A 22,956-nucleotide genomic window follows, 5' to 3' on the forward strand; every position below is an offset into this window, starting at 1 on the left:
GGAGGCCTGTCCGGCCCGGGCTCGGACTCAGGCGGTCACCGCCAGCGTCGCCGCCAGGCCGAACACCGCGGCCATCACCACGACCTCGATCAGGGCGCGGCGCAGCGAGGAGTCCGCGGTCATCCGGTGGTCGGTGGCCACCGGAACCCAGCTGCGCCGCCACCACCAGCCGAGGCCGAGCAGCCCGACGGCCATGACCGTCTTCGCCAGCAGGATGCGGCCGTATCCGGTATCGACCAGGGCGGCCGGACCGCCGACCCGGACCAGCCCGTTCACCACGCCGGTCACCGTCACCGCGGCCACCGCGGGCAGCGCCCAGCCGGAATAGCGCGGCAGGATCACCGCCCACTCACCGCGGGTGCGCACGACCAGCGCCAGCGCCAGTAGCAGGCCGAACCAGACGGCGGCGGCCAGGGCGTGGACCGCGGCCAGCACCGAGCCCAGCGTCTGCTGTGACATATGGCCGGTGATCGGGCGCAGCACCAGCGTCACCGCGGCGAAGACCAGCACCAGATCGGCGGTCGCACGGTCCGGTCGCCGGAAGGCCAGTGTGCTGTAGCAGGCGACGGCCGCGGTGCCGATCAGCACGGCGATGCCGATCTGGCCCCCGCTGACATGCGTGAGGTAGTCGCCGAAATCGCCGGCGCGCAACCGGGTGAGCGGTACCCCTACCACCTCGGCGGCCTCGGTGGCCAGCAGCACGAATTCCGCCACCGCCCAGAGGCCGCCGAAGACGGCCAGCAGCCGCCACGCGGGCCGCAGCCGGTCGTGCAGGCGCGGCAGCGCGGCCAGGCCGAGAACCGTCGCGCCCAGCCCGTCGGCCAGAGTGCGCACCGGCGCCTCGGCCTGTACCGGATCGGGTGCGGCGAGCGCCCATCCGGCGGCGGCACCGACGAGGGCGGCCGGGACGACCAGCAGCAGTGCGTAACGCAGTGCGGTCGATCTGCTGCCGGCCGTCCCCGGCCTCATGGTTTGCCGCCGCTGCCCGACCGTCGGGAGCGACCGCCGAACAGCGCGAATGCCAGTCCACCACCGAACAGCACGACCGCGGCCACGATGAACACCCACAGCGGCACGCCCCCGGAATCGCCGCCGCCGGAGTTGCCGCTCTCGGCATCGGCCTTGGGACCCGGTGTGCCGTGGCCGGGCGTGGTCAGTTCGAAACTGCGGGTACCGCTGACCGGATGGCCGTCGGCGGAGGTGACCCGGTACGCCATCGTGTAGGTGCCGGCCGGGCCCAGGTCACCGACCTCGACGGTGACGGTCGGGCCGTCCACCACCGGCTTGCCCTTCGACCACAGATTCCCGTCCGGGCCGACGACGGTCAGCGACGGGAAACTCGGCTGCAGATTCTCGTTGAAGGTGACGCTCACCCGCGCGGGACCGGTCTCGACCTTCGCGCCGTCGGCGGGGTCGGTGGATACCACCGTCGAATGCGCGGCGGCCGGACCGGCGACCGTGATCGTCAGTGCGCCCAGCGCCAGCGCGCCGACCAGGGCGAACAGGATGCGGCGCATCATGAGCGCCGGCTCCGGATCAGGCTGCCGAGTCCGAGCGCGGCACCGAGGGCGCCGAGAACCAGCCCGATACCGCCCAGCCAGCGCGCGGTGTTGTCGGACTCGTCGCTGTCGGACTTGTCGGCGGCAGCGCTCGGCATACCGGCGTGATCGTCGTCGGATCCGGCGGCGGCCGGCGTGATGCTCGGAGCGGGATGCTCGGGTTCGTCACCGCCGGCGGGCATGGGCTCGCTCCAGTTGACGACCTTGCCGTCGCTGTAGGTCTGAGTGGCCGGGAAGTTGATCTTGTCCTGCTTCGGCAGCGGCCCGACCGCGACGGCGAAGCGCTGGAACTGCTCGGGGGTGATGCCGGGAGTGCCCGGGTTGGCGGTCCAGGTGACGGAGGTGAACTGGTTCTTGTCGTTCTTCTCGGTCTTGGCGGTCCAGCCCGGAACGGGTTCGGTGCGAGCCGCGGACAGTTGCGGCAGCGCGACGGTCAGTTTGGTGGTGGACGCGGTCGCCGATTCGGTCGGCACGCGGAAGGTGATGACCGCGTAGCCGCCCTGGGCCGCGCCGGGCGCGTCGGCGGTGACGTGCGCGGCCGCGGTGCCGGAGGCGAGCAGGGCGAGACCGGCGGCGGCGCCCGTGGCGACCAGGGCGCGCGACAGTGAGGTGGACATAGTAAAGCTCACGATGGGTGACTTTCTCGGTACTCGGCGAGATGCCGGAGGAATGGCCTGTGGTCGAGGATCGGTTCAGGCGAGTACCGGGGGTGCGCGGGAGCCGAGGGCACCGGCGCTCCATTGCTGCCACGCTTCCCGCGCGGAGGTCCGCCACCGGGGCGTGGTGATATCCACCGGCGGTTGCGGCCGGGTGGTGACGGCCCGGACCGATTGGGAGACCGCGGCATACAGCCGTTCCACGGCCACGATCAGCACGGCGCACACCACGGTGGCGAGGGTGTGCGCCAGTGTCATCCAGTCGCTCGGGAAGATCGAGATCAGCCCGGAAAGGCCGCTCCCGCACGATGTTTCACCTGACCGATGAGCGGGCAGCAGACTCAGCACGATATGCGAGACCGCCTGTCCGCCACCGAGTGCCGCCAAGATGCCGATCCGGCCACGCGCACCGCCGCTGGTCGGCAGCATCGACGCGAAGGTTCCGGTGGCCGCCGCGCTCAGCAGTAGCAGCGCCAGCGTCGCCGATCCGGGATAGCCGCCGTCGGCCCATCCGTGCGCGGCCACCGCGAGGACCACCACCGCCATACCGACCAGCCCGCCCCGCAGGCCATCGATGCCCGGCCGTCGGACCGCTCGCCGGTAAGGCGGGGATCCGGTTGTGGGCCGGGCACGATGCGGCATGGCGAGCGGTCGGTCAGTGCACGCCGAGGCGCGCGAGGATATCGGCTTCGACGCCGGCCAGTTCGTGCGAGATGGAGTTGTGCACCGCACGCCGGCGCGGCGCGGGCATCTGCTCGGCGGTGCGCACGGCAGCCGACAGACTGGCGAGCCGGTCGCGGGTGGCGGCCACGAACTTCTGCGTCTCGCCGCTCTTGTCGCCGGAGTTCTCGATACCGGCCAGGGTCGATTCGACACCGGTGATGCGGGCCTGCAGGCGGGCGCCGTGGCCGGTGAAGTTGCCCAGTTCGCCGATGCCGATACCCAGCCGGTGGGCGCGGCGGGTGTCGATCTGGCCGCGGATGAAGGTGGCGGCCCGGTAGGCCAGCGGCGCCAGCACCGGCACCAGCACGCGCGCCACGCCCAGATACTTCTTCACCTGGCTCGCGGTGAGCAGTTCGCGGTCGGCGCGTTCGGCGGTCTTGAGGGCGGCCTTCTCCTCCGCCTTCAAGGTCGCGATCTGAGCCTTCGCCACCTCGCGCTGGGTGCGGATCTCGGCGCGCTGGCGTTTGCGTTCGTTTCGGGCGCCGAGTTTGGCCTCCATCGCGGCCTTGTGCTTGAGGGCTTTCGCCTCGGCTTTGCGGTCCGCACGCCGCTTGCGCTTGGTGAACAACCCCATCGAAAGCCCTCCGTCACGAAGTTCCGTCATGCTGATATACCCACATGCCACACGGTTTGCGCCAACTGTAGCGGGATGCGGACCCGAGGGCGCCGCCGCGGCGGACGGTTCGCGGTTCGGGCGCGTGGCGATCCGAGCTCCGGACGGCGGGAGTGCCGAGGTAGCGGCCCCGCGTACACCCTGCACGCAGGCGGTTCGCGGGAGTGTCGGAGGTAGGGACCATACTGCTTACCGTGTATTCGGGCAGCGGCGACCGGGACGGTCGCGAGGAGGACGGCGGAGGCGACGAGCGGCGGGCTGCTGCTCGCCGAACCGTCGTAGTGCCCGCCGAAGTGGAACGGGCGCAGCAGGTTTCGGCCGATACGGTGAATATCTCGGCCCCCGCCGAGGCCGGTGAACATCCGCCGCGAATCGCCTACGTCGACGCGCGCGCACTGGTCGGCTGCCGGCATCGGTTGCATCTGGACGCCACCCATCCGGAACGGCTGCTCGGGGTGCCCGAGGACGCGGGTGTCAAACAGCGCCGCGACGCCGCCACCGCGCATCGCACCAAGGTCCGCGACACACTCGTCGCCGCCGACCCACAGGCGTGGGTGATCATCGATCCGGATCAGACCGCGAGCGGTCGCGCCGAGGACACACTGCGCGCGTGTTCGGAAGGGGCGCAGCGCATTTGGGGTGCGCTGCTACCCCAGGAGTCCGATACCGGTCGTCGCGGCGGCTGCGAGATCCTGCTGCGCGACACCGATCGGGGCGGCTATATCCCGATCATCGTGGTCAACCACAAGGTGACCGATCCGCGCCAGCCCGATTCGGCCGATTTCCACCCCACCACCTCGGATCTCTACCACTGGGATCCGCGCCCCGACCGGCACGTCCGCGTCCGCACCCAACCGCGAGACCAGCAGCGGCTGGCCCACCTCTACCGGATGTTGCAGCGGCACGGGCTGGCCAGTCCCGCCCTGGTCGGTGGGGCGATCGGCTATCACTTCGACCGGATCCTGGTGCACGACCTGGGCCCGGTGCTCGACGAGTACGACCGGCGTTATGCCGACCGCATCGCGGTGGTGCGCGGTGAGCTGCCGACCGTGCCGTCGAAGGTGCCGGAATGCCGGCAGTGCCCGTGGTGGACCCGGGCGCCGATCGTCGAGCGAACGGGTATCACCGAACCGCCCGCGGTGAGCTGTGAGGGCTGGCTGGCGGACCATCGCGACGTCAGCCTCGTCGCACCCGGTTCCCGCGCCGAACTGCTGCGCCGCCACGGCGTGCAGACCATCGACGATCTGGCCGAGTGGACCGCGGACGAACCCGAGGACTGGCAGTACGAGCCGTTCGCCGAGACCGTGGTGACCGCGCGCGCCTGGATCTCGGGCGCGCCGCTGGTCCGCCGCGTGGATCGGGTGCGGGTCACCCGGGCCGACGTCGAGGTCGACGTCGACCTGGAGAGCTATCAGGAATACGGCGCCTATCTGTGGGGCACCCTGCTCGACGGCGTGTATCGCCCCTTCTTCACCTGGGACCCGCTGCCGACCGCCGACGAGGCCCGCTCGTTCGCCGAATTCTGGACCTGGTTGATGGCGGTGCGCGCCGACGCGGCCGCGGCGGGTAAGACGTTCGCCGCCTACTGCTACTCGCGCACCGCCGAGGACAAGTGGCTCTACGAGTCGGCGCGCCGCTTCGCCGGACGGCCCGGGGTACCCAGCGCGGACGAAGTCCGCGCCTTCGTCGACAGCCCGCAGTGGGTGGATATGTTCCAGGCGGTGTCGGAGCAGTTCATCTGCCCGAACGGCAAGGGGCTCAAGAAGATCGCTCCGGTCGCCGGATTCGGCTGGCGCGATCCCGAGGCCGGCGGCGAGGCGTCGATGAGCTGGTATCGCCTGGCGGTCGGCTACGACGGTGCACCCGATCTGTCGCAGCGCACCCGGCTGCTGGAATACAACGAGGACGATGTGCGCGCGACCCAGGTGCTGCGCGAATGGATGGCGCCCGCGCAACCCCGCGCGCACAGCGCCGATGCCGAGGTTCCCGCGATGACCGACTTTCGCGAGCCACCCGCGGTCCGTCGTAATATCTGCACGTGACCGATCACGTCGAACAACTGGAGTTTCAGGCCGAGACCCATCAGCTTCTGGAACTGATGATCCACTCGGTCTACTCGAACAAGGACACGTTCCTGCGGGAATTGATCTCGAACGCCTCCGACGCGCTGGACAAGCTCCGGCTCGAGTCGTTCCGGGACAAGGATCTCGAGGTCGACACCTCGGATCTGCATATCGAACTGGAGGTCGACAAGGACGCCCGGGTGCTGACCGTCCGCGACAACGGCGTCGGCATGTCGCGCGCCGAGGTGGTCGACCTCATCGGAACCCTGGCCAAGTCCGGCACCGCCGAACTGCGTCGTCAGCTGCTGGAAATGAAAGGAGCCGACGCCGATTCTTCGGGTCGCTCCGCAGGCTCCGCTCCCGCGGACCTCATCGGCCAGTTCGGTATCGGCTTCTACTCGACGTTCATGGTGGCCGACAAGGTCACCCTGACGACCCGCCGCGCGGGTGAGTCCGAGGGCACCCGCTGGGAGTCCGCGGCCGGCAGCTCGACCTACACCATCGAAACCCTCGACGAGGCGCCTCAGGGCACCGCGGTCTCGCTGCACCTGAAGTCCGCGGACGAGGACGATCACCTCTTCGATTACACGCAGGAGTGGAAGCTCCGCGAGATCGTCAAGAAGTACTCGGACTTCATCTCCTGGCCCATTCGGATGCAGGTGGAGCGCACAGTCACCGAGGGTGAGGGCGAGGAGAAGACCGAGAAGACCATCCTCGAGGAGCAGACGCTCAATTCGCAGAAGGCGCTGTGGACGCGCCCGCGCAGCGACGTCTCCGACGAGGAGTACAAGGAGTTCTACAAGCACGTCTCGCACGCCTGGGACGACCCGCTGGAGATCATTCCGCTCAAGGCCGAGGGCACGTTCGAATATCAGGCGCTGATGTTCATCCCGTCGCACGCGCCGTTCGATCTGTTCATGCGCGAGCACAAGCGCGGGGTGCAGTTGTACGTGCGCCGCGTGTTCATCATGGACAACTGCGAAGAACTGATGCCGGAGTATCTGCGCTTCGTCAAGGGCGTGGTGGATGCGCAGGATCTCTCGCTCAACGTCTCGCGCGAGATTCTGCAGCAGGACCGGCAGATCCAGATGATCCGCAAGCGCCTGGTGCGCAAGGTGCTGTCGACGATCAAGGATATGCAGGGCGCCGAATCGGCCGAATCCGGCGACGGCGACGCCACCGCGAAAGAGTCGAAGTACCGGACCTTCTGGAACGAATTCGGCCGAGTTCTCAAGGAGGGCCTGCTCTCCGACTTCGACAACCGCGAAACCATCCTGCAGGTCTCGTCTTTCGCCTCGACGCACTCGGATTCCGAGCCCACCACGCTCGCGCAGTACGTGGAGCGCATGGCCGAAGGCCAGGACAAGATCTACTACATGACCGGCGAATCCCGGCAGCAGATCGAGAATTCGCCACATATGGAGGCGTTCGAGGCCAAGGGCCTCGAGGTGCTGATCCTCACCGATCCGGTCGACGAGATGTGGGTCGGCTCGGTGCCGGACTTCGACGGCAAGCCGTTCCAGTCGATCGCCAAGGGCGAGGTCGATCTGGAGACCGAGGAGGAGAAGAAAGCCTCCGAACAGCTGCGTGAGCAGCAGGAGAAGGATTTCGGCGATGTGCTGAAGTGGCTGCAGGAGACGCTGAGCGACAGCGTCAAGGAGGCCCGCCTGTCCTCCCGCCTGACCACCTCCCCGGCCTGTGTCGTCGGCGACGTCTTCGACTTCACCCCGCAGCTGGAGCGCATGTACCGGGCATCGGGTCAGGCCCTGCCGGAATCCAAGCGAATTCTGGAACTCAATCCGGAGCACCCGCTGGTCACCGGGTTGCGCGATGCGTACTCCGCTGACAAGGACACCGCCGAGAAGTCCGGAGAATTGGCCGCTACCGCCGAATTGCTCTACGGCACAGCGATTCTCGCCGAAGGCGGCGAATTGAAGGATCCGGCCCACTTCGCGCAACTGCTGGCGGACCGGCTCACGAAGACCGTCTGACCGCACCTCCGGAAACACGGTAAGGCTCGCACGGAAGTCCGTGCGAGCCTTATCCTTTCGGCGCCGCGCGCCGAAGGCCGGGTCCTCAGTCGAAGGTGCAGCCGGCGACCGGCTTGTCGTTCAGCCGATCGACCAGATACGAGATGGCGTTGTCGGTTCCGAACCCGTCGATGATCTCGGGTCCGAAGTGATTGGGCAGCGCCGCACCGGGCAGGATCGGCGGCAGATTGTCGGTGCGGAACGTGACGGTCGCGCCGTGGCCGCACCAGTCGCCGGCCAGCCGCCGGGCTTGGTCGTAGGGGACGGTGTCGTCGTTGATGCCGCTGGTGATCAGGACGGGCGCGCTCGGTGTGAGCGTGCCGATGCGCTGCCGATCCAGAATGTCGATGGCGGCCGGTACCTCGCGCAGGTTGTCCAGAATCGACCGGTGATCGGCCGTGAAATCACTGCCGCGCAGGAACGGGTGCTTCAGGATCACATCGCCGATGCACTCGTTCTGCAGATCCGCGAGCAGTTCCTGGGCCTGCGGCGTGACCCGCTTGTCCAGTTCGGGCTTCAGGTCCGGATAGCGAGCCAGGAATCCGTTGAGGGCGTATCCGACCACGCCGCCGATCAGATTGCCGTCGATCTTCTGCAGGACCGCCGACAGATCGGCCACCGGCGCGCCCGCCCAGACGCCCTTCAGGTCCAGTTCGGGTGCGTAACTCGGCTGTAGTTCCGCCGCGGCCGCGGTCGCGCCGCCGCCCTGGGAATAGCCCCAGAAGGCCAGCGGCGTGCGCGGCCCGGTGCCGGAGAGCGAATTCGCGGCACGCGCGGCATCGAGGACGGCGTGCGCCTCTTCGACGCGGTTGACGTAGGTATGGACGCCGGGGGTGCCGAGTCCGATGTAGTCGGTCACGAAGACCCGGGCGCCGAGCGAATTCCAGGCCATGGCCGAGACGGCCTCCTGATTCGCGGAGACGCTCGGCGGCGTGATGTCGGCGTAGAGACCGGTGGAGAAGGCCTCCGACGGCGCGCACTGATCGCCCTGACCCGAGGTACCGGGCGCGATGACGACGGTCGGCCGCGGCCCCGTGCCCTGCCACGGGCGAGTCGCGTCGATGTAGGTTCCGCTGACCGCGACCGGCTCACCGTCCTGGGTCTGCGAGGTGTACATGACCTTCTGCGCGCTCACCGGCCATGGCCCGAGTCCGGGCGGTGCGATGAACACCGGCATCGGCTCGGTCTTGATCACCGATCCCGGCGCGGTCGCGAATTGCGCAGGGGGAGTGTAGAACTCGCTCACCGGGGTGGCGGTGGCGGTACCGGCGGCCACGCCGGCGAGCGTCGCCCCCGCACACGCCGCGGCCCCGAGCGCCACGGTTCGACGAATGCCCCCGCGGCGCCGTCTCGGCGATCCACTCGCCCTCGAGTCCTGTGCTCTGCGATCCAACTTCATCGTCACGACCTGGCCTTATGAACTTACTTCCCAGTAGAATAGGCTTTAACATAGCCGTATTTCCCGCTGGGGAGAAATTCATCGTCAGTCGCCCCGAAACCGCACCGCAAAAATTGTGGCCGTTCACAACCGCCGGCCCCGAGCGCAGGCCACAGCCTGCGGGGACGTTTGCGCCGCGAAATCGAAAGGCCGACACGGGATTCCGTGTCGGCCTCGAGCGCAATTGCGAGCCGGCGTCAGCGCGGCGCCATGCGCAGCGCACCGTCCATGCGGAAGGTCTCGCCGTTCAGGTAGTCGTGCTCGGTGATGTACTGCGCGAGCTGCGCGTACTCGTCCGGGCGGCCCAGGCGCGACGGGAACGGCACACCGGCCTCGAGGCCCTTGCGGTACTCCTCGGTGACGCCGGCCAGCATCGGGGTGTCGATGATGCCGGGGGCGATGGTGTTGACGCGGATGCCGAACTGGGCCAGGTCGCGCGCGGCCGGAACGGTCATGCCGGCGACGCCGCCCTTGGAGGCGGAGTAGGCGATCTGGCCGATCTGGCCCTCGAACGCCGCCACCGACGCGGTGTTGATCACGACGCCGCGCTGGCCGTACTCGTCGACCGGCTCGGTCTTGGAGATGGCGTCGGCGGCCAGGCGCATCACGTTGAAGGTGCCCAGCAGATTCACGGTGATCACGGTCCGGAACAGCTCCAGATCGTGCGGGCCGTTCTTGGACAGGATGCGTCCCGCCCAGCCCACACCGGCGCAGTTGACCACGATGCGCGGCGGCACACCGGATTCGACGACCTTCGCCACCGCGGCGGCGACCTCGTCGTTGCTGGTCACGTCGGTCGGGATCAGGGTGACACCGGCGGGGACGCTGTCGCCGGCCCGTTCGATCGACTGAGCCAGATCGAGACCGAATACGGTCGCACCCTGGTCGGCGAAGCGTTTTGCGGTCGCGGCGCCCAGACCGGACGCAGCTCCGGTGATGATCGCGGCGGAGCCCGAAATCTCCACGGTGTTTGGTCCTCTCGTTAGTGACGGCCCTATGGGTACTGGCCTTCCGTCAACAGCACCATATCGGGCGTGGGTGCGGTCACAGCCGGGGGTGCGCCGCGTGGGAAGCCGGCACCGCGCAGAATGGAAGACAACCAGCTAGTTTCGTTTGCGAACCGGTATGCGATCGATCGATGGAGTAACCACATGACCGCCTCGGCCCCCGCGGACCGCCGGCTCCCTCGGGGCCGGCACGGAATCCCGCGGGAAACGGTCGTCCAAGACCAGCGCGACCGAATCCTCGCGGCGATGGCGGATGCGATGGCCGCGCACGGCTATGTGGGCACGTCGGTCGCGGCGGTGCTCAAGCGAGCGGGTGTGTCGCGGGAGACCTTCTACGAGCAGTTCCGCTCGAAAGAGGATTGTTTCGAGGCGGCCTACGAGCGAGCGGTGGAACTGCTGATCGCGCGCATGCAGGATGCGCTGCCGCCGGTGCCGGATCGGTCCGCCGGGACCGGCACGGACGGCCGTGATTCCGCACGAGATCCTGCGCGCCGGCCCGATGCCCCGGCCGGCCCGCCGATCGGCGCCTTGCTCGACGCCTACCTCGACGGTCTGGCCTCCGAACCGGCCTATGCGCGCCTGTTCCTCGTCGAGGTCTACGCCGCGGGGCCCAAGGCGATCGCGCGGCGCGCGGAACTGCAGGAATCGTTCGTCTCGCTCGTCGCGGACATTCTCGACGCCCGCACCGATCAGCAGCGCTTCGCGTGCCGCACCATGGTGGCCGCCCTCAGCGCCATGGTGACCGCCCACGTCGCGGCCGATGATCTGGACGGGCTGCGTGAGCTGCGCGAGCCCATGCTCGAGTTGGTCCGCCGCAGCGGCGATCTGTTCGGCGGTGTGCCCGCCGACCCCAGCGCCCTCGATCGCACCGATCCGCGGGAGCATTTCGATCCCTGGTGACCACCGCGGCATGCCGACTCAGTCGAGGCAGAAGTCGTTGCCCTCCGGATCGGCCATCACGATATGCCCGTTGCCCAGCGGGGGAGCGGGTTCGTGGCGCTGCAGCCTGGTCGCGCCGCGGGATACGAGCCGCTCGGCCTCGGCCTCCAAGGCCGCCATCCGTTCGTCGCCGCTGAGGCCCGGGGCCGCCCGCACGTCCAGGTGTACGCGATTCTTGGCCTGTTTGCCCTCGGGCACCCGCTGGAAGAACAGCCGCGGACCGGCGCCCTCGGGGTCGATCAGCGCCGAAGCGTCGTTGCGCCGTTCGGGCGGCACGTTCATGGCCGCCAGCGCCTCGTCCCAGGTCCGGAATCCAAGTGGTGGATCCTGCAGCCGGTAGCCGAGGGCGTCGGCCCAGAACTCGGCCAATGTCGCGGGATCGCCGCAGTCGAAGGTGATCTGGACATCGCGGGCCATCAGCTCGCCTCCTGTCGGTTCCGGTGCAGGTAGAGGTCGCGCAGCAGGCAGACCTCCGCCAGATGGTGGATCAGTTCGCGATGGATGTGCAAAACCAGTGCCGAGAGCGGGAGTTCGGCATAGGGCCCCTCGGCCGCACCGCACGGACGGTCGAGGCCGTCTTCGCCCAGCGATTCGATGCCGCCCAGCCAGGTGGCATATTCCGAATCGAGTTGGGCCAGTGCGTCTTTCGCGGTCTCGGCGTACTCGAACGAGTAGTAGTCGGTGGCCGCGCGCCCGAAGTGCGCGGCGTTGCGCACGGCAAGTACGCCGACGATCACATGGCCGAGCCGCCACGCGATCGTCGTGAACGGCGCGGGCTCCGGCGGCGGGAAGGCGAAGTCGATGGTCATCGCGCCGGAACCACCCTGGATCGGTGCGCTGCCGGCGCCGCGCGGGTGCAGGTTCCAGCAGCCGGGCACGGGCTCCCAGAAGTACTCGTCGTCGGTGAGCCCGTCGAGCCGGGGCCGGAGTTGGTTGGTCCAGTGCCAGTCGATCTGCTCGCGCAGCAGTTTGTTCCAGTCGGTCATGGGCACAGCTTCGCGCAAATAGCGGACAGATACCTTCCGCAATTCGTGCCACCATGAGCACATGACCGTCGAGGCGACTACCGAACGGGTGCTGCGGCTGCTGGCCCTGCTGCAACGGCGGCCGTCGTGGACGGCCACCGAACTGGCCGCCGAACTGGGCGTCACCGATCGTTCGGTGCGCCGCGACGTCGAGCGTCTGCGCGCGATCGGTTATCCCGTCCAGGCCACGGCCGGTGTCGGCGGGGGATACCAACTCGGCGCGGGTACGCGGCTGCCGCCGCTGCTGCTCGACGACGAGGAAGCCATCGCCACCGCGGTATCGCTGCGCCTGGCCACCGGAGGAACCGTCGCGGGCGCGGGCGAGGCGGCGCTGCGGGCGCTGACGAAGCTCGATCAGGTGATGCCGCCTCGATTGCGGGCCGAGGTGCGCGCGGTCCACGACGCGACCGAGACCATGGCCGGTCCGGGAATCGAGATCGACGCCGAGTTGCTGATGACCCTCGCCCGGGCCTGCCGGGATGCCGTCCGGGTCCGCTTCCACTACGCCGGCCGCACCGGGGCCGCCGGTGAACGCACCGTCGAACCGGTCCGCATGGTCACCACCGGCCGGCGCTGGTATCTCATGGCCCGCGATGTGGACCGCGACGACTGGCGCACCTTCCGCCTCGACCGCATGCGGGAGGTGCAGGCCACGACCTGGCGTTTCCGTCCCCGCGACCATCCGGACCCGGTCGGCTACGTCCAGCGATCGGTGGCCGAGGCACCGTACCGCCACCTCGCCCGAATCCGTGTGCATGCCGATTCCGCCCGGGTGCGCGACCTGATTCCGCCCCAGGTCGGCCGCGTCGAAGACGATCGCGACGGCCGGTCGGTATTGACGGTGGCCGGTGACGACCTCGACTGGCTCGCGGTCCGCATCGTGCGCCTGGGTTTCGAGGTCGACGTCGTCGAGCCGCCGGAACTGCGCGAGGCCGCGGCCCGTCTGGCCCGCGATCTTTCGGCGATAGCCGAACCGGGCCGGGCCGCCGGCCGCTCAGCGCCCGTGCAGTGAATGCGGTTCCGCCGGCTCCTCCTCGGGCCGATCCGGGCGCCCGAGCAGGCCCCACACCGCACCGCCGAGCAGCGGCACGACGGCCGCGAGCGAGTATTCGCCGAGTTTGCCCAGGTCCGGCGCCACCGCGCCGAGCAGGGTGGCGGCACCGATGTAGAGGAACAGCAGGCCGGATGCGACCGCGACCGCTCGTTCCGGGATGTGCTTGCCCACCGTGATGCCGATCGCGATGGCGAGACCGCCGGCCGCGACCATGCCCGCGACCGAACCCGCCCAGACGGCCACCCAGTTGTGATTGGAGGCCAGCGCGATGATGGCGAACATGGTCCGGTCGCCGAGTTCGGCGAGCAGGAACGACGAGATCACGATGAGGAAGGCGCGGCCGGGAGAGGTGGGGCCGGTGGTTACGGGTTCGTCGGGATCGGGCTCCTCGTGCCGGGACGCCCACAGCGTCCACACACCGACCGCCAGCAGGATGATGCCGGTGCAGAGTGCGATCAACTCGGTGGGCAGGGCAGCTCCCAGGAAATGTCCTACGCCGACGGCGATCACATTCACCAGCACGCTCGCGACGGTGATACCGCCCAGCACGATCCACCAGCGGTAACGCAGAGCGAAGGTCAAGGCCATCAGCTGCGATTTGTCGCCGAGTTCGGCGACGAAGAGCACGCCGAAGCTCAGTAGTATCGCGGCGATCATTATCGGCTCCCAGGTCTCCGGCGTATCGGCCGAAGACGGGCGCCCTCAGCCGACCACGCCGCATGAACGGTCTGTCGTCGGCCGAAGGTCTCGCCCACCGGAAAACCGGTTCGGATGGCCGGATCCGTCCAGCGGATCAGTATGTCGACCATGCGATTGCGGGCTACTCCCCTTCGCTGTATCTCAGCCTACCCTTGCCCCTACCCGGCTGCCAACTCCCTGTTGCCGAAATCGCAATGCGCGCAATAAGTTTGGCGATGCGGCCGAAAAGTTTCGGGTACCCGTCGAAGGGGTTTCGCCGGGGCTGGGCACCTCGTTCGGACCGCCGTGTCGCGGGTGGGAAGGGGCGTCGTGGACCTCAGGCGGCGAGCAACATGGCCAGCACCGCGGTATCGGGATCCGAGATCGGATCCACGCCCACGCGGCTGACCATGGAGGTGACCGTGCCGTCGAGTTCGGCCTCCACCCACGCCGCCCGGTGCGCCAGCCCCAGATGCGGAACGCCCGGCAGCAGAACGCATCCCGACGCGGCGCCGACACATTCGGGTAGCGACGGATTAGTCTCCGAGGGCGGATGCAACATCATCAGCGCGGGCGGCACATGATCGGCGAAGCGCCCCGGCTCGATCGCTTCCTCGCCCAATACCGGCCCCTCGGCCACCACCAGTCCGACGGTGCCCGGATGCGGGTCGTCGGGCAGTTCTTCGCGCGCACCGAAGACCGTGGTGGTGGTCAGTAGGCCGGGCAGGCTCGCCACCCGCACCGCGAGCGCCAGCAGTTGCGCCCATTCCTTGGTCGTATCGGGCCAGCGCCCGGAGATCACGAAGCCACGCAGCAGGCCGCGGGCCTGGAACGGCGTGACCCCGACCGGATTGTTCGTACGCATCGGATGCCTCCCGAACTGTCAACGGGGGCGGCTCCGCGGTGAGCGAGCCCGTCCTCGGCCTATCGTGCGATAGGAGTACCCGAGAATGACTCGAACAATGTCTGGCACACAAGTACCAGAGAGTGCTAAATCGCAGGTAACACGGTCGAAACACGGCCCCGAACGCAACTCAGGCCATACCGGAACGGTATGGCCTGAGGTCGCGGAGAGGCGGATCAGCTCAGCCGAAGATGAGGCCCTTGCCCTGAGCAACGGCCTTGGCGAAGCGCTCCTGCACGTCGGCCCAGTTGACGACGTTCCAGAACGCCTTCACGTAGTCGGCCTTGACGTTCTTGTACTGCAGGTAGAAGGCGTGCTCCCACATGTCGACCTGCAGCAGGGGAATGATGCCGAGCGGCACGTTGGCCTGCTGGTCGTACAGCTGGAAGGTCAGCAGCTTCTGGCCGAGGGTGTCGTAACCCAGCACGGCCCAGCCCGAACCCTGCAGGCCGTTGGCGGCAGCGGTGAACTGCGCGCGGAACTTGTCGAACGATCCGAACTGGTCGTCGATCGCGGCGGCCAGGTCCCCGACCGGCTTGTCGCCGCCGTTGGGGGACAGGTTCTTCCACCAGATCGAGTGGTTCACGTGACCACCGAGGTGGAAGGCCAGGTTCTTCTCGTGCAGGAAGATCGCGCCGTGGTCCTCGGCCTCGCGCGCGGCTTCCAGCTTCTCGAGCGCGGTGTTGACGCCGGCGACGTATGCGGCGTGATGCTTCGAGTGGTGAATCTCGTTGATCTGCCCGGAGATGTGAGGCTCCAAGGCGCCGTAGTCGTAATCCAGATCTGGCAGCGTGTACTCAGCCACGATGTCCCTTCCTCATGATGTCGGCGCGTGTACCCGGTCTTGTCGAGCACACCAACCTTCATTCGTACACCCGCTCGATGCAACCGGGTCCGGTCCACCCTAGATTCCCACGGCCCGAAATCGACTGCGCGGCCAGGATCGAGGGCGCATGCCCGAGATATGCCCCGGCTCGGAGATTTATTCACGCTGAACGCATGTCGGCGTACATTTCGCGTGGATCCCGATACCGGGTTCCGCCACTTCGGCGGCGCGGATCCGTGCCTACATCGGAGGTGCGACGTCGGGCAGCATGGTGCGCGGATCGCACGAGTCGTGCGCCTTCCACCAGCGCCGCGCGCCGGCCGCGAATTCGTCGAGACCGACCAGACTTCCGTCGGCGGTCTCGATGGTGACGTCCTCGAACCAGACCCGCACATCCAGTTCGCGGGGATCGGTGCCCTCCTGCTGGGAGAACTCGAGGACGTGGGCAGGGGTCCGATCGCTGATCGTGGTGTCGAAACTCAGCAGCTCGCGCCACAGCGCCCAGCCGCTGTCGTCGACGTCGATGAAATCCCAGCCGTGCAGGGCGCCGCCACCGAATCCGGCGATGGCCTCCCCGAGGGTGTCGAGGGTGATGGGGAAGATATGCGGTTCCAGGTCGTCCCAGCGCTGCTGGCGCAGGGATGCCGCGACCCGGCTGACCCCTGACAGTGTGAGCGACACCCGGCCGTCGGCGGGCTGCCCGTCACCGGGGAGGGTGAGCACCTCCAGTTCGATTCGAAGTCGTGCGTCCGCGGCGTCGACCACGAGTCCGAGACAGGTCGCCTCGGCGAGTGCGGTGTTGAGCCCGGCCGTATCCAATCCGTCGAGTAACGCCCTGCTCGCGTCCATAGCGTCAGGCTACCGATTCCCCGCCGTCGAGCTCGGTATTTCGGTTTCTCGCTAGTGTTGTCGTTTTTTTGCCGGAGAGAGGGAACCGATCGGTCAGACGGCCCGTCCAAGTATGTGTCGGGTTCTCGTAGCGGCCGGTCATACGCCGTTGACCAGCGCAGAGGCCCGCAGGCGGCGGCGGGGGCCGCTCCGGGACGAGGAGGGGAGTCCCGGAGCGGCCCCCGTTCCGTTTTCCCGAATCGGATGATGCGAACCGACCGGTCTCGCAAGTCGCAACCTGTGGATGAGGTTGTGGATTATGTGGATAACTGGGGGTGAGATATACACAGGTCGGTTTGCCCGGGGTGTGCGGCACGGTATCGACGGCCGGAACAAACCTGGAGTTCACCCAGGCGATCGACTGCCGGGTCTCCCCGCCGATCCGGGGGACATGGCAGGATCGTCCATTGTGACGAGCTCCGAAATCCCCTCGGTGCCGGTCCAGGATCTGCCTGCCGAATTCGACGCCGCACCGTCGGCGGGTGCCGGATCCGGTGCCGGCGCCCCGTCCGCGATCCTGCTCGATGTCCGCGAAGCCGACGAATGGCACCTCGGCCACGCGCCGGCCGCGCTGCACATCCCGATGGTCGACGTGCCCGCACGCCTGGACGAACTGGACTACGACGCCGAGATCTACGTGGTCTGCCGGCAGGGCGGGCGCTCGATCGAGGTCGCCGAGTATCTGGCGTACGTGGGATTCGAGGTCTACCAGGTCGTCGGCGGCATGGTGGCGTGGCAGCAGGCCGGACGCCCACTGAGCACCCCGGGCGATCACGAGGCGAAAATCTACTGACGAGCCGTCGAACACCACGAGCGCAACCGCACACCCGATGATGAAGATCGACTGGATGGAAGGGGGAGCAGCCCGGTGAGTACGGTCGTGCAACCCTGCGCCCGGTGCGGCGCCCGCTGGGCGGTGCACGGCACCCCGATGCACTGGTGCCCGCGCTGTCGCGGTGTGCTGCTGTCGCCGGCGCCGGTCGACGCGCCGCCGGAACGGCGTAACTACCGCTGGGTGGCCCGCCCGCCGGGGCGCGGCCCGCGGGGCGAACGTCCGCGTCCGGCGCCCGCGGTCGATCCGGCCACCCCCCGCTACACCGAGATTCCGCGCTGGGGACTCCGGGATCGGCCGCCGCACGTCGCCGTCACGCCGCAGAACCGGGTCCAGGCCGTCCTGCACTGGCTGACCGAACGGGTGGCCGGTCTGCTGCTCGCCACCGTCATCCTGTTCGGACTGGCGGCGGTCGCCGAATTCGGCCGCTATCTGATTCTGCTGCGCAACCGCACCCGGCTGATCCAGCCGCTGCTGCTGTTCTTCTCCGACCTCACCGTCTACGCGACCTCGGTCGCCGCGCTGATCTGCGCGCTGGTCACCGCAGTGGGCCTGATCGGCTGGCTGGTCCGCGCGCGCCGCAGCGCCTATGCCGACAACGGCCGCCGCGATCCCCGCTCCCTGCGAGCGCTGCTGTGCGGCGGGATCGTTCCGGTGGTCAATCTGGTCTGGCCCGGCGTTTTCCTCACCGAACTGGTCCGTCAGCTGGGTGGTGATCCGCGCACGCTGCGCGCGGTGCGGATCTGGTGGTGTGTCTGGGTTCTCAACGGTGTGATGGTGATCGCGTCGCTGTTCTGGCGCACGGCCGATACGCTGCAGGGCCAAGCCGACGGTGTGATCTTCACGGTCTACACCGATCTGGTCGCGGTCGCGTCGGCGGTGCTGTCGCTGTGGGTGCTGCGGATGTGCGAGGGTCGTGATCTGCGCGGCCGGATCCGGATGCCCAAGCGCTGGTTGCCCGCGACCGGTCCGGCGGTGCCGGTGATCGAGCCCGTCCATCCGGTCGCCGCGGTGGAAGCCGACAACCGGTCGGCCGGCGACCACGTCGAAGCACCGGACACCGAAGCCGAGCACACCGAAGCGGAGCGCGTCGAACAAGAGGAGGTCATGGCCAAGTGAGCCAGGGCAATCGCGCACCGTTCGTGGTCGCGCACCGGGGTGCGTCGGGGACCCGTCCCGAACACACCCTCGCCGCCTACGAGCTGGCATTGGAGGAGGGCGCCGACGGTGTCGAATGCGATGTCCGGCTGACCCGTGACGGTCACCTGGTCTGTGTGCACGACCGCACCGTGGACCGCACCTCGTCCGGCACCGGCCTGGTCAGCGAGATGACCCTCGACGAGCTGCGCGAACTCGACTTCGGCGGTGACGGCAGCCCCGCACCCGTGCTGACGCTGAGCGAGCTGATCACGCTGGTACTGGACTGGCGCAGCCGGCCGACCAAACTGTTCATCGAGACCAAGCATCCGGTCCGCTACGGCGCGCTGGTGGAGAACAAGGTGCTGGCCGAATTGCAGCGTTTCGGCATCGCCACACCGGCCTCGGCCGACCATTCCCGAGCGGTCGTGATGTCGTTCGCCGCCACCGCGGTATGGCGCATCCGCCGCGCCGCGCCGCTGCTGCCGACCGTGCTGCTCGGCGAATCCTCGCGGTATCTGGGCGGCAGCGCCGCCACGACGGTCGGCGCCACCGCGGTCGGCCCGTCGGTGAAAACCCTGCGCGAACATCCCGAACTCGTCGACAAGGCCGCGGCGGCCGGCCGCGCCACCTACTGCTGGACCGTCGACGATCCCCAGGACGTCGAATTGTGCGCGGAGCTGGGCGTCAGCTGGGTCGCGACCAACCATCCCGGCCGGACCAAAACCGTGCTGGACGGTATCTGATCCACCCGGCCGGTCCCGGCGGCCGACTCGATGCGTCCCGCGGGGCGGATTCGGCGCCCCTGCGCGGCGGATTCGGTGCGCCCCTGCGCGGCTGTGGCCGCGGGAACCTGTAGGTTCTGCGTTCGTGGGTAAGAGCAAGCGCAACAGTCCCAAGCCCGACAGTAATCGGGCCCAGCGCCTCGCCGAACGTCGTGCGGCGCAACAGCAGGCCGCCTCGGCCGTCACGCGTCCCTTCGCCGGGCTGGCCGCCGAATGCGACCTGGTCGCACTCCGCGAGTTCGTTCCGTCGGCGACCGCGACCCTGAAACTGGCCGCCGGCGTCTCCGCCGAGCGCCCGGTGACCCTGGCCACCGTGCTGCCCGGCGCCGTCGCCGCCCTGGTCCGTGCCGGTGACGAGCCGACCGGTTTCGTCGGTGCGCAGGTGCAGTTCCAGTCGGAGAATCCGGCCGCCGATCTGGCCGCCGCGATCCTGTGGACGCAGGCCGCCGAACCCGGCGCATCGCTCACCGCGGCAAGTGAGGCCGCCCAGGACGCGGTGCCCCCGCTGACCGAGGTGATCGACCCCAAGGCGCCTCTGGATCTGACCGTCCACCAGAACTTCCAGTGGTGGGTCCCGGAGGGCGTCACGCCGGATCCGCAGGTCGCCGCGACGATCGACCAGGCCGATCAGGCGATCATGCCGTCGGACCGGCTCGCCCTCGGCGCCGAATCCGTGGGCGCCGCGTGGTGGGTCGACGCGGGGGAGAAGGCGCATCTGCGCTGGGTCCGGCCCGAAGACGAGGATGACCTGATGCTGGCCCTCGCGCGCGTGCACGCCGCGGGCGGACTGCACCTGGGCGAGGGTTCCCGATTCGCGGGCTCGTTCCGCACGCACGGCCTGCTGGTGCCGGTCTTCGATCTGGACCGCGAACGCCACCCGAGTGAATGGGTCACCCCCGCAAACGAATTCGCCGCTCGCCTGGCCGAAGCGCTGGCCTCCGACGCCCCGATGAATTCCGACGAGCGGCGCTCGCGCGACGGACTGCGCTCGCGCCAGGTCACCCTGCGCTAGCGAAACCCACTGCGGGACAAGCGTTTCGCATCGGCTCCAGACGACGAACTCGGCCCGCCGGACGGCAGGCCGAGTTCGTTTTTCGCGTTTCGTCTCGCGTCAGATGTTTCCGCCGGCCGCCGAGGGCGCCCCCGAGGCATCGCTCGGACCGCTCATCTCGCGGGAGACGAAATACTCGAGATCGAACAGATTCGACCCGGCCCGATCCGCGACGGTGAGCAGCGTGGTCATCCGCGCCACCTCTTCGACCTGTTCCTTCAGGAACCACTGCATGAACTGCTCGCCCAGGTAATCGCCCTCTTCGCGGGCGGTACTGGCCAACTGGATGATCTGCTCGGTGACGGTCTTCTCCTGCTGCAGCGCCAATTGGATCGGCTCGCGCGCATTCTCGAATTGCGAGCGCGCGCCATCGACTCCGGAGAGTTCGACGCTCATATCCCGATCGAGGAAATACTGCACGATCATCATCGCGTGATTGCGTTCCTCGATGGCCTGGGCATAGAAGTGCTTCGCCAGAACCGGCAGGTCGGCGTTGTCGAACCACACCGCGATCGCAATGTACTGGTGCTCGGCATTGAATTCATGCCTGATCTGATCGTGGAGCAGGGCGTGAAATTTGCTGTGCGAGGAATCGGGGTGGCTGGACATGGGCCCGACATTAGTGCTGGTCAACTTCGGCTGTCATCCAAGTACACCCTTAATGAGGCAAGTGTTGCCTTAGTTATCGCCGTCGCACCCTTGCGACGGGCCGCATTCGGTGAATTCGTCGACTGCCTGTGATTTCGAGCCTCGCCCGCATTTCATCGCCGCGCGCTTCCCGCGGGTTTCGGCGCGGAGGCATCGGGCGCGCGTGTGGCCGGAATCTCGCGCGCCACGAACTCCTCGATGTCGAACAGATTGCCGGCCGCGCGCTCGCAGACCGCCACCAGGGTGGTGAGCCGCGCCACCTCCTCGAGCTGGTCTTCGAGAAACCAGCGGATGAACTGTTCGCCGAGATAATCGCCCGCATCCCGGGCGGTCCGGGTCAGTGTGGTGATGAGATCGGTCAGCTCCCGTTCGCGAGCCAGCAGGAATTCCACGGTGGCCGAGGGTGATTCGAATTCCGAACACACCTCGTCGGTACCCGTGACCGTGACGGCGACATCCCGGTCGAGCAGATACTGCACCATCCGCAAGGCATGGGCGCGTTTGTCCTCCGCGCCCACATAGCAAATACGTGCCAGCTGCGGCAGTCGCTGCGCGTCGAAATAGACGGCGGCGGCGAGATATTGCTGCGAGGCGGTGAATTCGTGCCGTATCTGCGCGCAGGAGTTCGGGGAAGGGGCCGGTACCGGGCATGCCCCCGACGCTACCGGGTGAGCAGATCGTCCGGGATCGCCTGGTCGTGTGCCAGCGCGTCGAAGAATCGGCTCGCCCGATCCTTGTCCCACAACAGCACGTTGCCCGAGCCGGACTCGTCGGTGAAACCACCGATCGGCACGGTGGTGGCAATCGTCTTACCGTGCAGCGCCCAGCCCAGCCGGCCGAGATCCCAGATGTGATCTCCCTTGTCGACCTGCAGTGAGGACGCCACATCGCGAGCCAGTGGCCACACCTTCAACGGATTGGCGAGCGTACCGGCGCTGGTCGCCTTGTCCAGCAGCGCGGAAAGGAACAGCCGCTGATTGTTCATGCGGTCCAGATCCGCCCGGGGCGTGGCACGGGTACGCACGAAGCCGAGCGCCTGGGAGCCGGACAGATGCTGGCATCCCGCCGGGAGGTCGATGCCGGCCTTCGGATCGTCGATCGCATCGGGCAGGCACATATCGATCCCGCCGAGTGAATCGACCATGCCCGCGAAACCGCCGAAGCCGATCTCGGCGAAATGATCGATCCGCAGGCCGGTCGCGTTCTCGACCGTCTGCACCAGCAATTTCGGACCGCCGGCGGAGAATGCCGCGTTGAGTTTGTCCCTGCCGACACCCGGAATGCTCACATACGAATCGCGCGGCAGGCTCACCACGGTGGGCGCACCGGATTTCGGGATGTGCACGAGCATGATGGTGTCGCTGCGCTCACCACCGGCATCGGCGCTGTCGCCGGTCGACAGCTCCTTCTCCTGTTCCGGCGTCAGACCGACGCGGGTGTCGGATCCGGTGAGCAGCCAGTTCGTGCCGGCCGTCTGCGCGACCCGGTCGGGATAGGCGGACAGGGCGTCGATGCGGTGCAGTGAGCGATCCAGATAGATCACCCCCGCGACCGGCAGCAGAACGATGATGAGCAGCAGAATCAGCAACCACCTGCCCCAATGCCGTTTCCGGCGGGTCCGCGGCGCACGTGGTTCGCGCGGCGGGCGTTCGGTGCGGCGGGGACGTGCCGGGGGCGGAGGCGGTGGTTCCCGGTACGGAACCGGGCGCTGCGTCGGAGCGTGGGCGGGCGGTTCGCCGCCGGGCGCGACGCCGTGTTCGAAGGGCTGCGGGTTACCACGCGGCCGGGCGGGACTGCTCGGGACCTGTGACCAGGCCAGCGGGGGATTGTTGCCGTCGCGGTGGATGACCTGGGTCGGTTCGATCGGTGGGCGCCCGGGCGGATGGCCCGAGCCGGGCGGCAGCGGCCGGTCCGAGCCGGGAGGACGCCCCGAATTCGGCGGGCGGCCCGAGCCGGGTGGCATCGGCCGTCCGGAACCGGGCGGAACTCGCGGATCGTGGCCGTGCCGATCCGGCGGCGGCATGCGTCGACCGTCCGGGCCCGCCGGCGGCGGCACCCGGCGGGTCCGCGGATACTGCTGGGGGTCGTCGCCGTTCACCA

Annotated in this window: 24 protein-coding genes; 8 read left to right on the plus strand and 16 right to left on the minus strand. The window is 68.4% G+C overall.

Annotation, left to right across the window (positions count from 1 at the left end; all coding sequences use genetic code 11):
* Positions 1 to 27: 27 nt before the first annotated feature.
* The 5 genes from IG65_RS0121475 to IG65_RS0121495 all read right to left on the minus strand — a co-directional run bounded on the left by IG65_RS0121475 (position 28) and on the right by IG65_RS0121495 (position 3,512).
* Positions 28 to 969 (minus strand): CopD family protein, encoded by a 942-nt coding sequence (locus tag IG65_RS0121475; protein WP_030516735.1) that lies wholly within the window; start codon positions 967 to 969, stop codon positions 28 to 30.
* Complete coding sequence (locus IG65_RS0121480) at positions 966 to 1,520, minus strand: copper resistance CopC family protein (RefSeq protein WP_030516736.1); 555 nt, start codon at positions 1,518 to 1,520, stop codon at positions 966 to 968. Before IG65_RS0121480 ends, IG65_RS0121475 begins: the two co-directional genes overlap by 4 nt.
* A complete protein-coding gene (locus IG65_RS0121485) occupies positions 1,517 to 2,176 on the minus strand; it encodes a YcnI family protein (RefSeq protein WP_030516737.1) in 660 nt (219 codons plus the stop codon). Before IG65_RS0121485 ends, IG65_RS0121480 begins: the two co-directional genes overlap by 4 nt.
* Before the next feature lie 75 nt (positions 2,177 to 2,251).
* Positions 2,252 to 2,761: a hypothetical protein gene (locus tag IG65_RS0121490; protein ID WP_051756598.1), complete on the minus strand. Its 510-nt coding sequence runs from the start codon at positions 2,759 to 2,761 to the stop codon at positions 2,252 to 2,254.
* Between the two features lie 109 nt (positions 2,762 to 2,870).
* Positions 2,871 to 3,512 carry a DUF6474 family protein gene (locus tag IG65_RS0121495; RefSeq protein WP_030516739.1) on the minus strand — a complete coding sequence of 214 codons (642 nt, stop codon included), beginning with the start codon at positions 3,510 to 3,512 and terminating at the stop codon, positions 2,871 to 2,873.
* A gap of 371 nt (positions 3,513 to 3,883) precedes the next feature.
* Here IG65_RS0121495 and IG65_RS0121500 point away from each other — a divergent pair, with 371 nt between their 5' ends.
* On the plus strand, positions 3,884 to 5,593 hold the full coding sequence (locus IG65_RS0121500; protein WP_197039884.1) for a TM0106 family RecB-like putative nuclease: 1,710 nt from the start codon (positions 3,884 to 3,886) through the stop codon (positions 5,591 to 5,593).
* Complete coding sequence (htpG, locus tag IG65_RS0121505) at positions 5,590 to 7,605, plus strand: molecular chaperone HtpG (protein WP_030516741.1); 2,016 nt, start codon at positions 5,590 to 5,592, stop codon at positions 7,603 to 7,605. Before IG65_RS0121500 ends, htpG begins: the two co-directional genes overlap by 4 nt.
* 85 nt (positions 7,606 to 7,690) lie before the next feature.
* Here the strand turns inward: htpG and IG65_RS0121510 are convergent, their stop codons facing one another.
* Positions 7,691 to 9,043 carry a lipase family protein gene (locus tag IG65_RS0121510; protein ID WP_081879645.1) on the minus strand — a complete coding sequence of 451 codons (1,353 nt, stop codon included), beginning with the start codon at positions 9,041 to 9,043 and terminating at the stop codon, positions 7,691 to 7,693.
* A gap of 236 nt (positions 9,044 to 9,279) precedes the next feature.
* Positions 9,280 to 10,047: an SDR family NAD(P)-dependent oxidoreductase gene (locus IG65_RS0121515; protein ID WP_030516743.1), complete on the minus strand. Its 768-nt coding sequence runs from the start codon at positions 10,045 to 10,047 to the stop codon at positions 9,280 to 9,282.
* Positions 10,048 to 10,233: 186 nt separating this feature from the next.
* Between IG65_RS0121515 and IG65_RS0121520 the strand changes: the two genes are divergently transcribed.
* Complete coding sequence (locus IG65_RS0121520) at positions 10,234 to 10,989, plus strand: TetR/AcrR family transcriptional regulator (protein WP_051756600.1); 756 nt, start codon at positions 10,234 to 10,236, stop codon at positions 10,987 to 10,989.
* 18 nt (positions 10,990 to 11,007) lie between these two features.
* Here IG65_RS0121520 and IG65_RS0121525 read toward each other — a convergent pair whose 3' ends face one another.
* Both IG65_RS0121525 and IG65_RS0121530 read right to left on the minus strand, forming a co-directional pair.
* Positions 11,008 to 11,445, minus strand: coding sequence for a VOC family protein (locus IG65_RS0121525; protein WP_030516745.1), 438 nt, complete (start codon positions 11,443 to 11,445; stop codon positions 11,008 to 11,010).
* On the minus strand, positions 11,445 to 12,014 hold the full coding sequence (locus IG65_RS0121530; protein ID WP_030516746.1) for a DinB family protein: 570 nt from the start codon (positions 12,012 to 12,014) through the stop codon (positions 11,445 to 11,447). The genes IG65_RS0121525 and IG65_RS0121530 overlap by 1 nt, the downstream gene beginning before the upstream one ends.
* 61 nt (positions 12,015 to 12,075) lie before the next feature.
* Between IG65_RS0121530 and IG65_RS0121535 the strand changes: the two genes are divergently transcribed.
* The gene (locus tag IG65_RS0121535) at positions 12,076 to 13,065 is read left to right on the plus strand and encodes a YafY family protein (protein WP_030516747.1); all 990 of its coding nucleotides are present in this window, start codon (positions 12,076 to 12,078) and stop codon (positions 13,063 to 13,065) included.
* On the opposite strand, the gene IG65_RS0121540 is transcribed toward IG65_RS0121535, so the two are convergent.
* From IG65_RS0121540 to IG65_RS0121555, 4 genes are all read right to left on the minus strand, one after another.
* Positions 13,048 to 13,764, minus strand: a complete 717-nt coding sequence (locus tag IG65_RS0121540) for a TMEM165/GDT1 family protein (protein WP_030516748.1) — start codon at positions 13,762 to 13,764, stop codon at positions 13,048 to 13,050. The two genes, IG65_RS0121535 and IG65_RS0121540, sit on opposite strands and share 18 nt — an antisense overlap.
* Positions 13,765 to 14,122: 358 nt before the next feature.
* The gene (locus IG65_RS0121545; RefSeq protein WP_030516749.1) at positions 14,123 to 14,650 is read right to left on the minus strand and encodes a hypothetical protein; all 528 of its coding nucleotides are present in this window, start codon (positions 14,648 to 14,650) and stop codon (positions 14,123 to 14,125) included.
* Between the two features lie 220 nt (positions 14,651 to 14,870).
* Positions 14,871 to 15,494: a superoxide dismutase gene (locus IG65_RS0121550; protein ID WP_030516750.1), complete on the minus strand. Its 624-nt coding sequence runs from the start codon at positions 15,492 to 15,494 to the stop codon at positions 14,871 to 14,873.
* Positions 15,495 to 15,755: 261 nt separating this feature from the next.
* The gene (locus IG65_RS0121555) at positions 15,756 to 16,364 is read right to left on the minus strand and encodes a hypothetical protein (RefSeq protein WP_030516751.1); all 609 of its coding nucleotides are present in this window, start codon (positions 16,362 to 16,364) and stop codon (positions 15,756 to 15,758) included.
* Between the two features lie 448 nt (positions 16,365 to 16,812).
* On the opposite strand from IG65_RS0121555, the gene IG65_RS0121560 reads away from it, so the two are divergent.
* The 4 genes from IG65_RS0121560 to IG65_RS0121575 all read left to right on the plus strand — a co-directional run bounded on the left by IG65_RS0121560 (position 16,813) and on the right by IG65_RS0121575 (position 20,169).
* Positions 16,813 to 17,196 (plus strand): rhodanese-like domain-containing protein, encoded by a 384-nt coding sequence (locus tag IG65_RS0121560; protein WP_030516752.1) that lies wholly within the window; start codon positions 16,813 to 16,815, stop codon positions 17,194 to 17,196.
* Between the two features lie 75 nt (positions 17,197 to 17,271).
* On the plus strand, positions 17,272 to 18,354 hold the full coding sequence (locus IG65_RS0121565) for a DUF4328 domain-containing protein (RefSeq protein ID WP_030516753.1): 1,083 nt from the start codon (positions 17,272 to 17,274) through the stop codon (positions 18,352 to 18,354).
* Positions 18,351 to 19,118 (plus strand): glycerophosphodiester phosphodiesterase, encoded by a 768-nt coding sequence (locus IG65_RS0121570; RefSeq protein ID WP_030516754.1) that lies wholly within the window; start codon positions 18,351 to 18,353, stop codon positions 19,116 to 19,118. The genes IG65_RS0121565 and IG65_RS0121570 overlap by 4 nt, the downstream gene beginning before the upstream one ends.
* A gap of 124 nt (positions 19,119 to 19,242) precedes the next feature.
* Positions 19,243 to 20,169 carry a DUF5926 family protein gene (locus IG65_RS0121575; protein ID WP_030516755.1) on the plus strand — a complete coding sequence of 309 codons (927 nt, stop codon included), beginning with the start codon at positions 19,243 to 19,245 and terminating at the stop codon, positions 20,167 to 20,169.
* Positions 20,170 to 20,268: 99 nt separating this feature from the next.
* Here IG65_RS0121575 and IG65_RS0121580 read toward each other — a convergent pair whose 3' ends face one another.
* The 3 genes from IG65_RS0121580 to IG65_RS0121590 form a co-directional block, all read right to left on the minus strand.
* A complete protein-coding gene (locus IG65_RS0121580; protein ID WP_030516756.1) occupies positions 20,269 to 20,817 on the minus strand; it encodes a ferritin in 549 nt (182 codons plus the stop codon).
* Between the two features lie 152 nt (positions 20,818 to 20,969).
* Positions 20,970 to 21,599: a ferritin gene (locus IG65_RS0121585; RefSeq protein ID WP_304413547.1), complete on the minus strand. Its 630-nt coding sequence runs from the start codon at positions 21,597 to 21,599 to the stop codon at positions 20,970 to 20,972.
* Positions 21,518 to 22,954: an LCP family protein gene (locus IG65_RS0121590; protein WP_369801574.1), complete on the minus strand. Its 1,437-nt coding sequence runs from the start codon at positions 22,952 to 22,954 to the stop codon at positions 21,518 to 21,520. The genes IG65_RS0121585 and IG65_RS0121590 overlap by 82 nt, the downstream gene beginning before the upstream one ends.
* Between the last annotated feature and the right edge of the window lie 2 nt (positions 22,955 to 22,956).

Source organism: Nocardia sp. NRRL WC-3656 (assembly GCF_000720265.1).
In the GTDB taxonomy this organism is placed as follows: Bacteria; Actinomycetota; Actinomycetes; order Mycobacteriales; family Mycobacteriaceae; genus Nocardia; species Nocardia nova.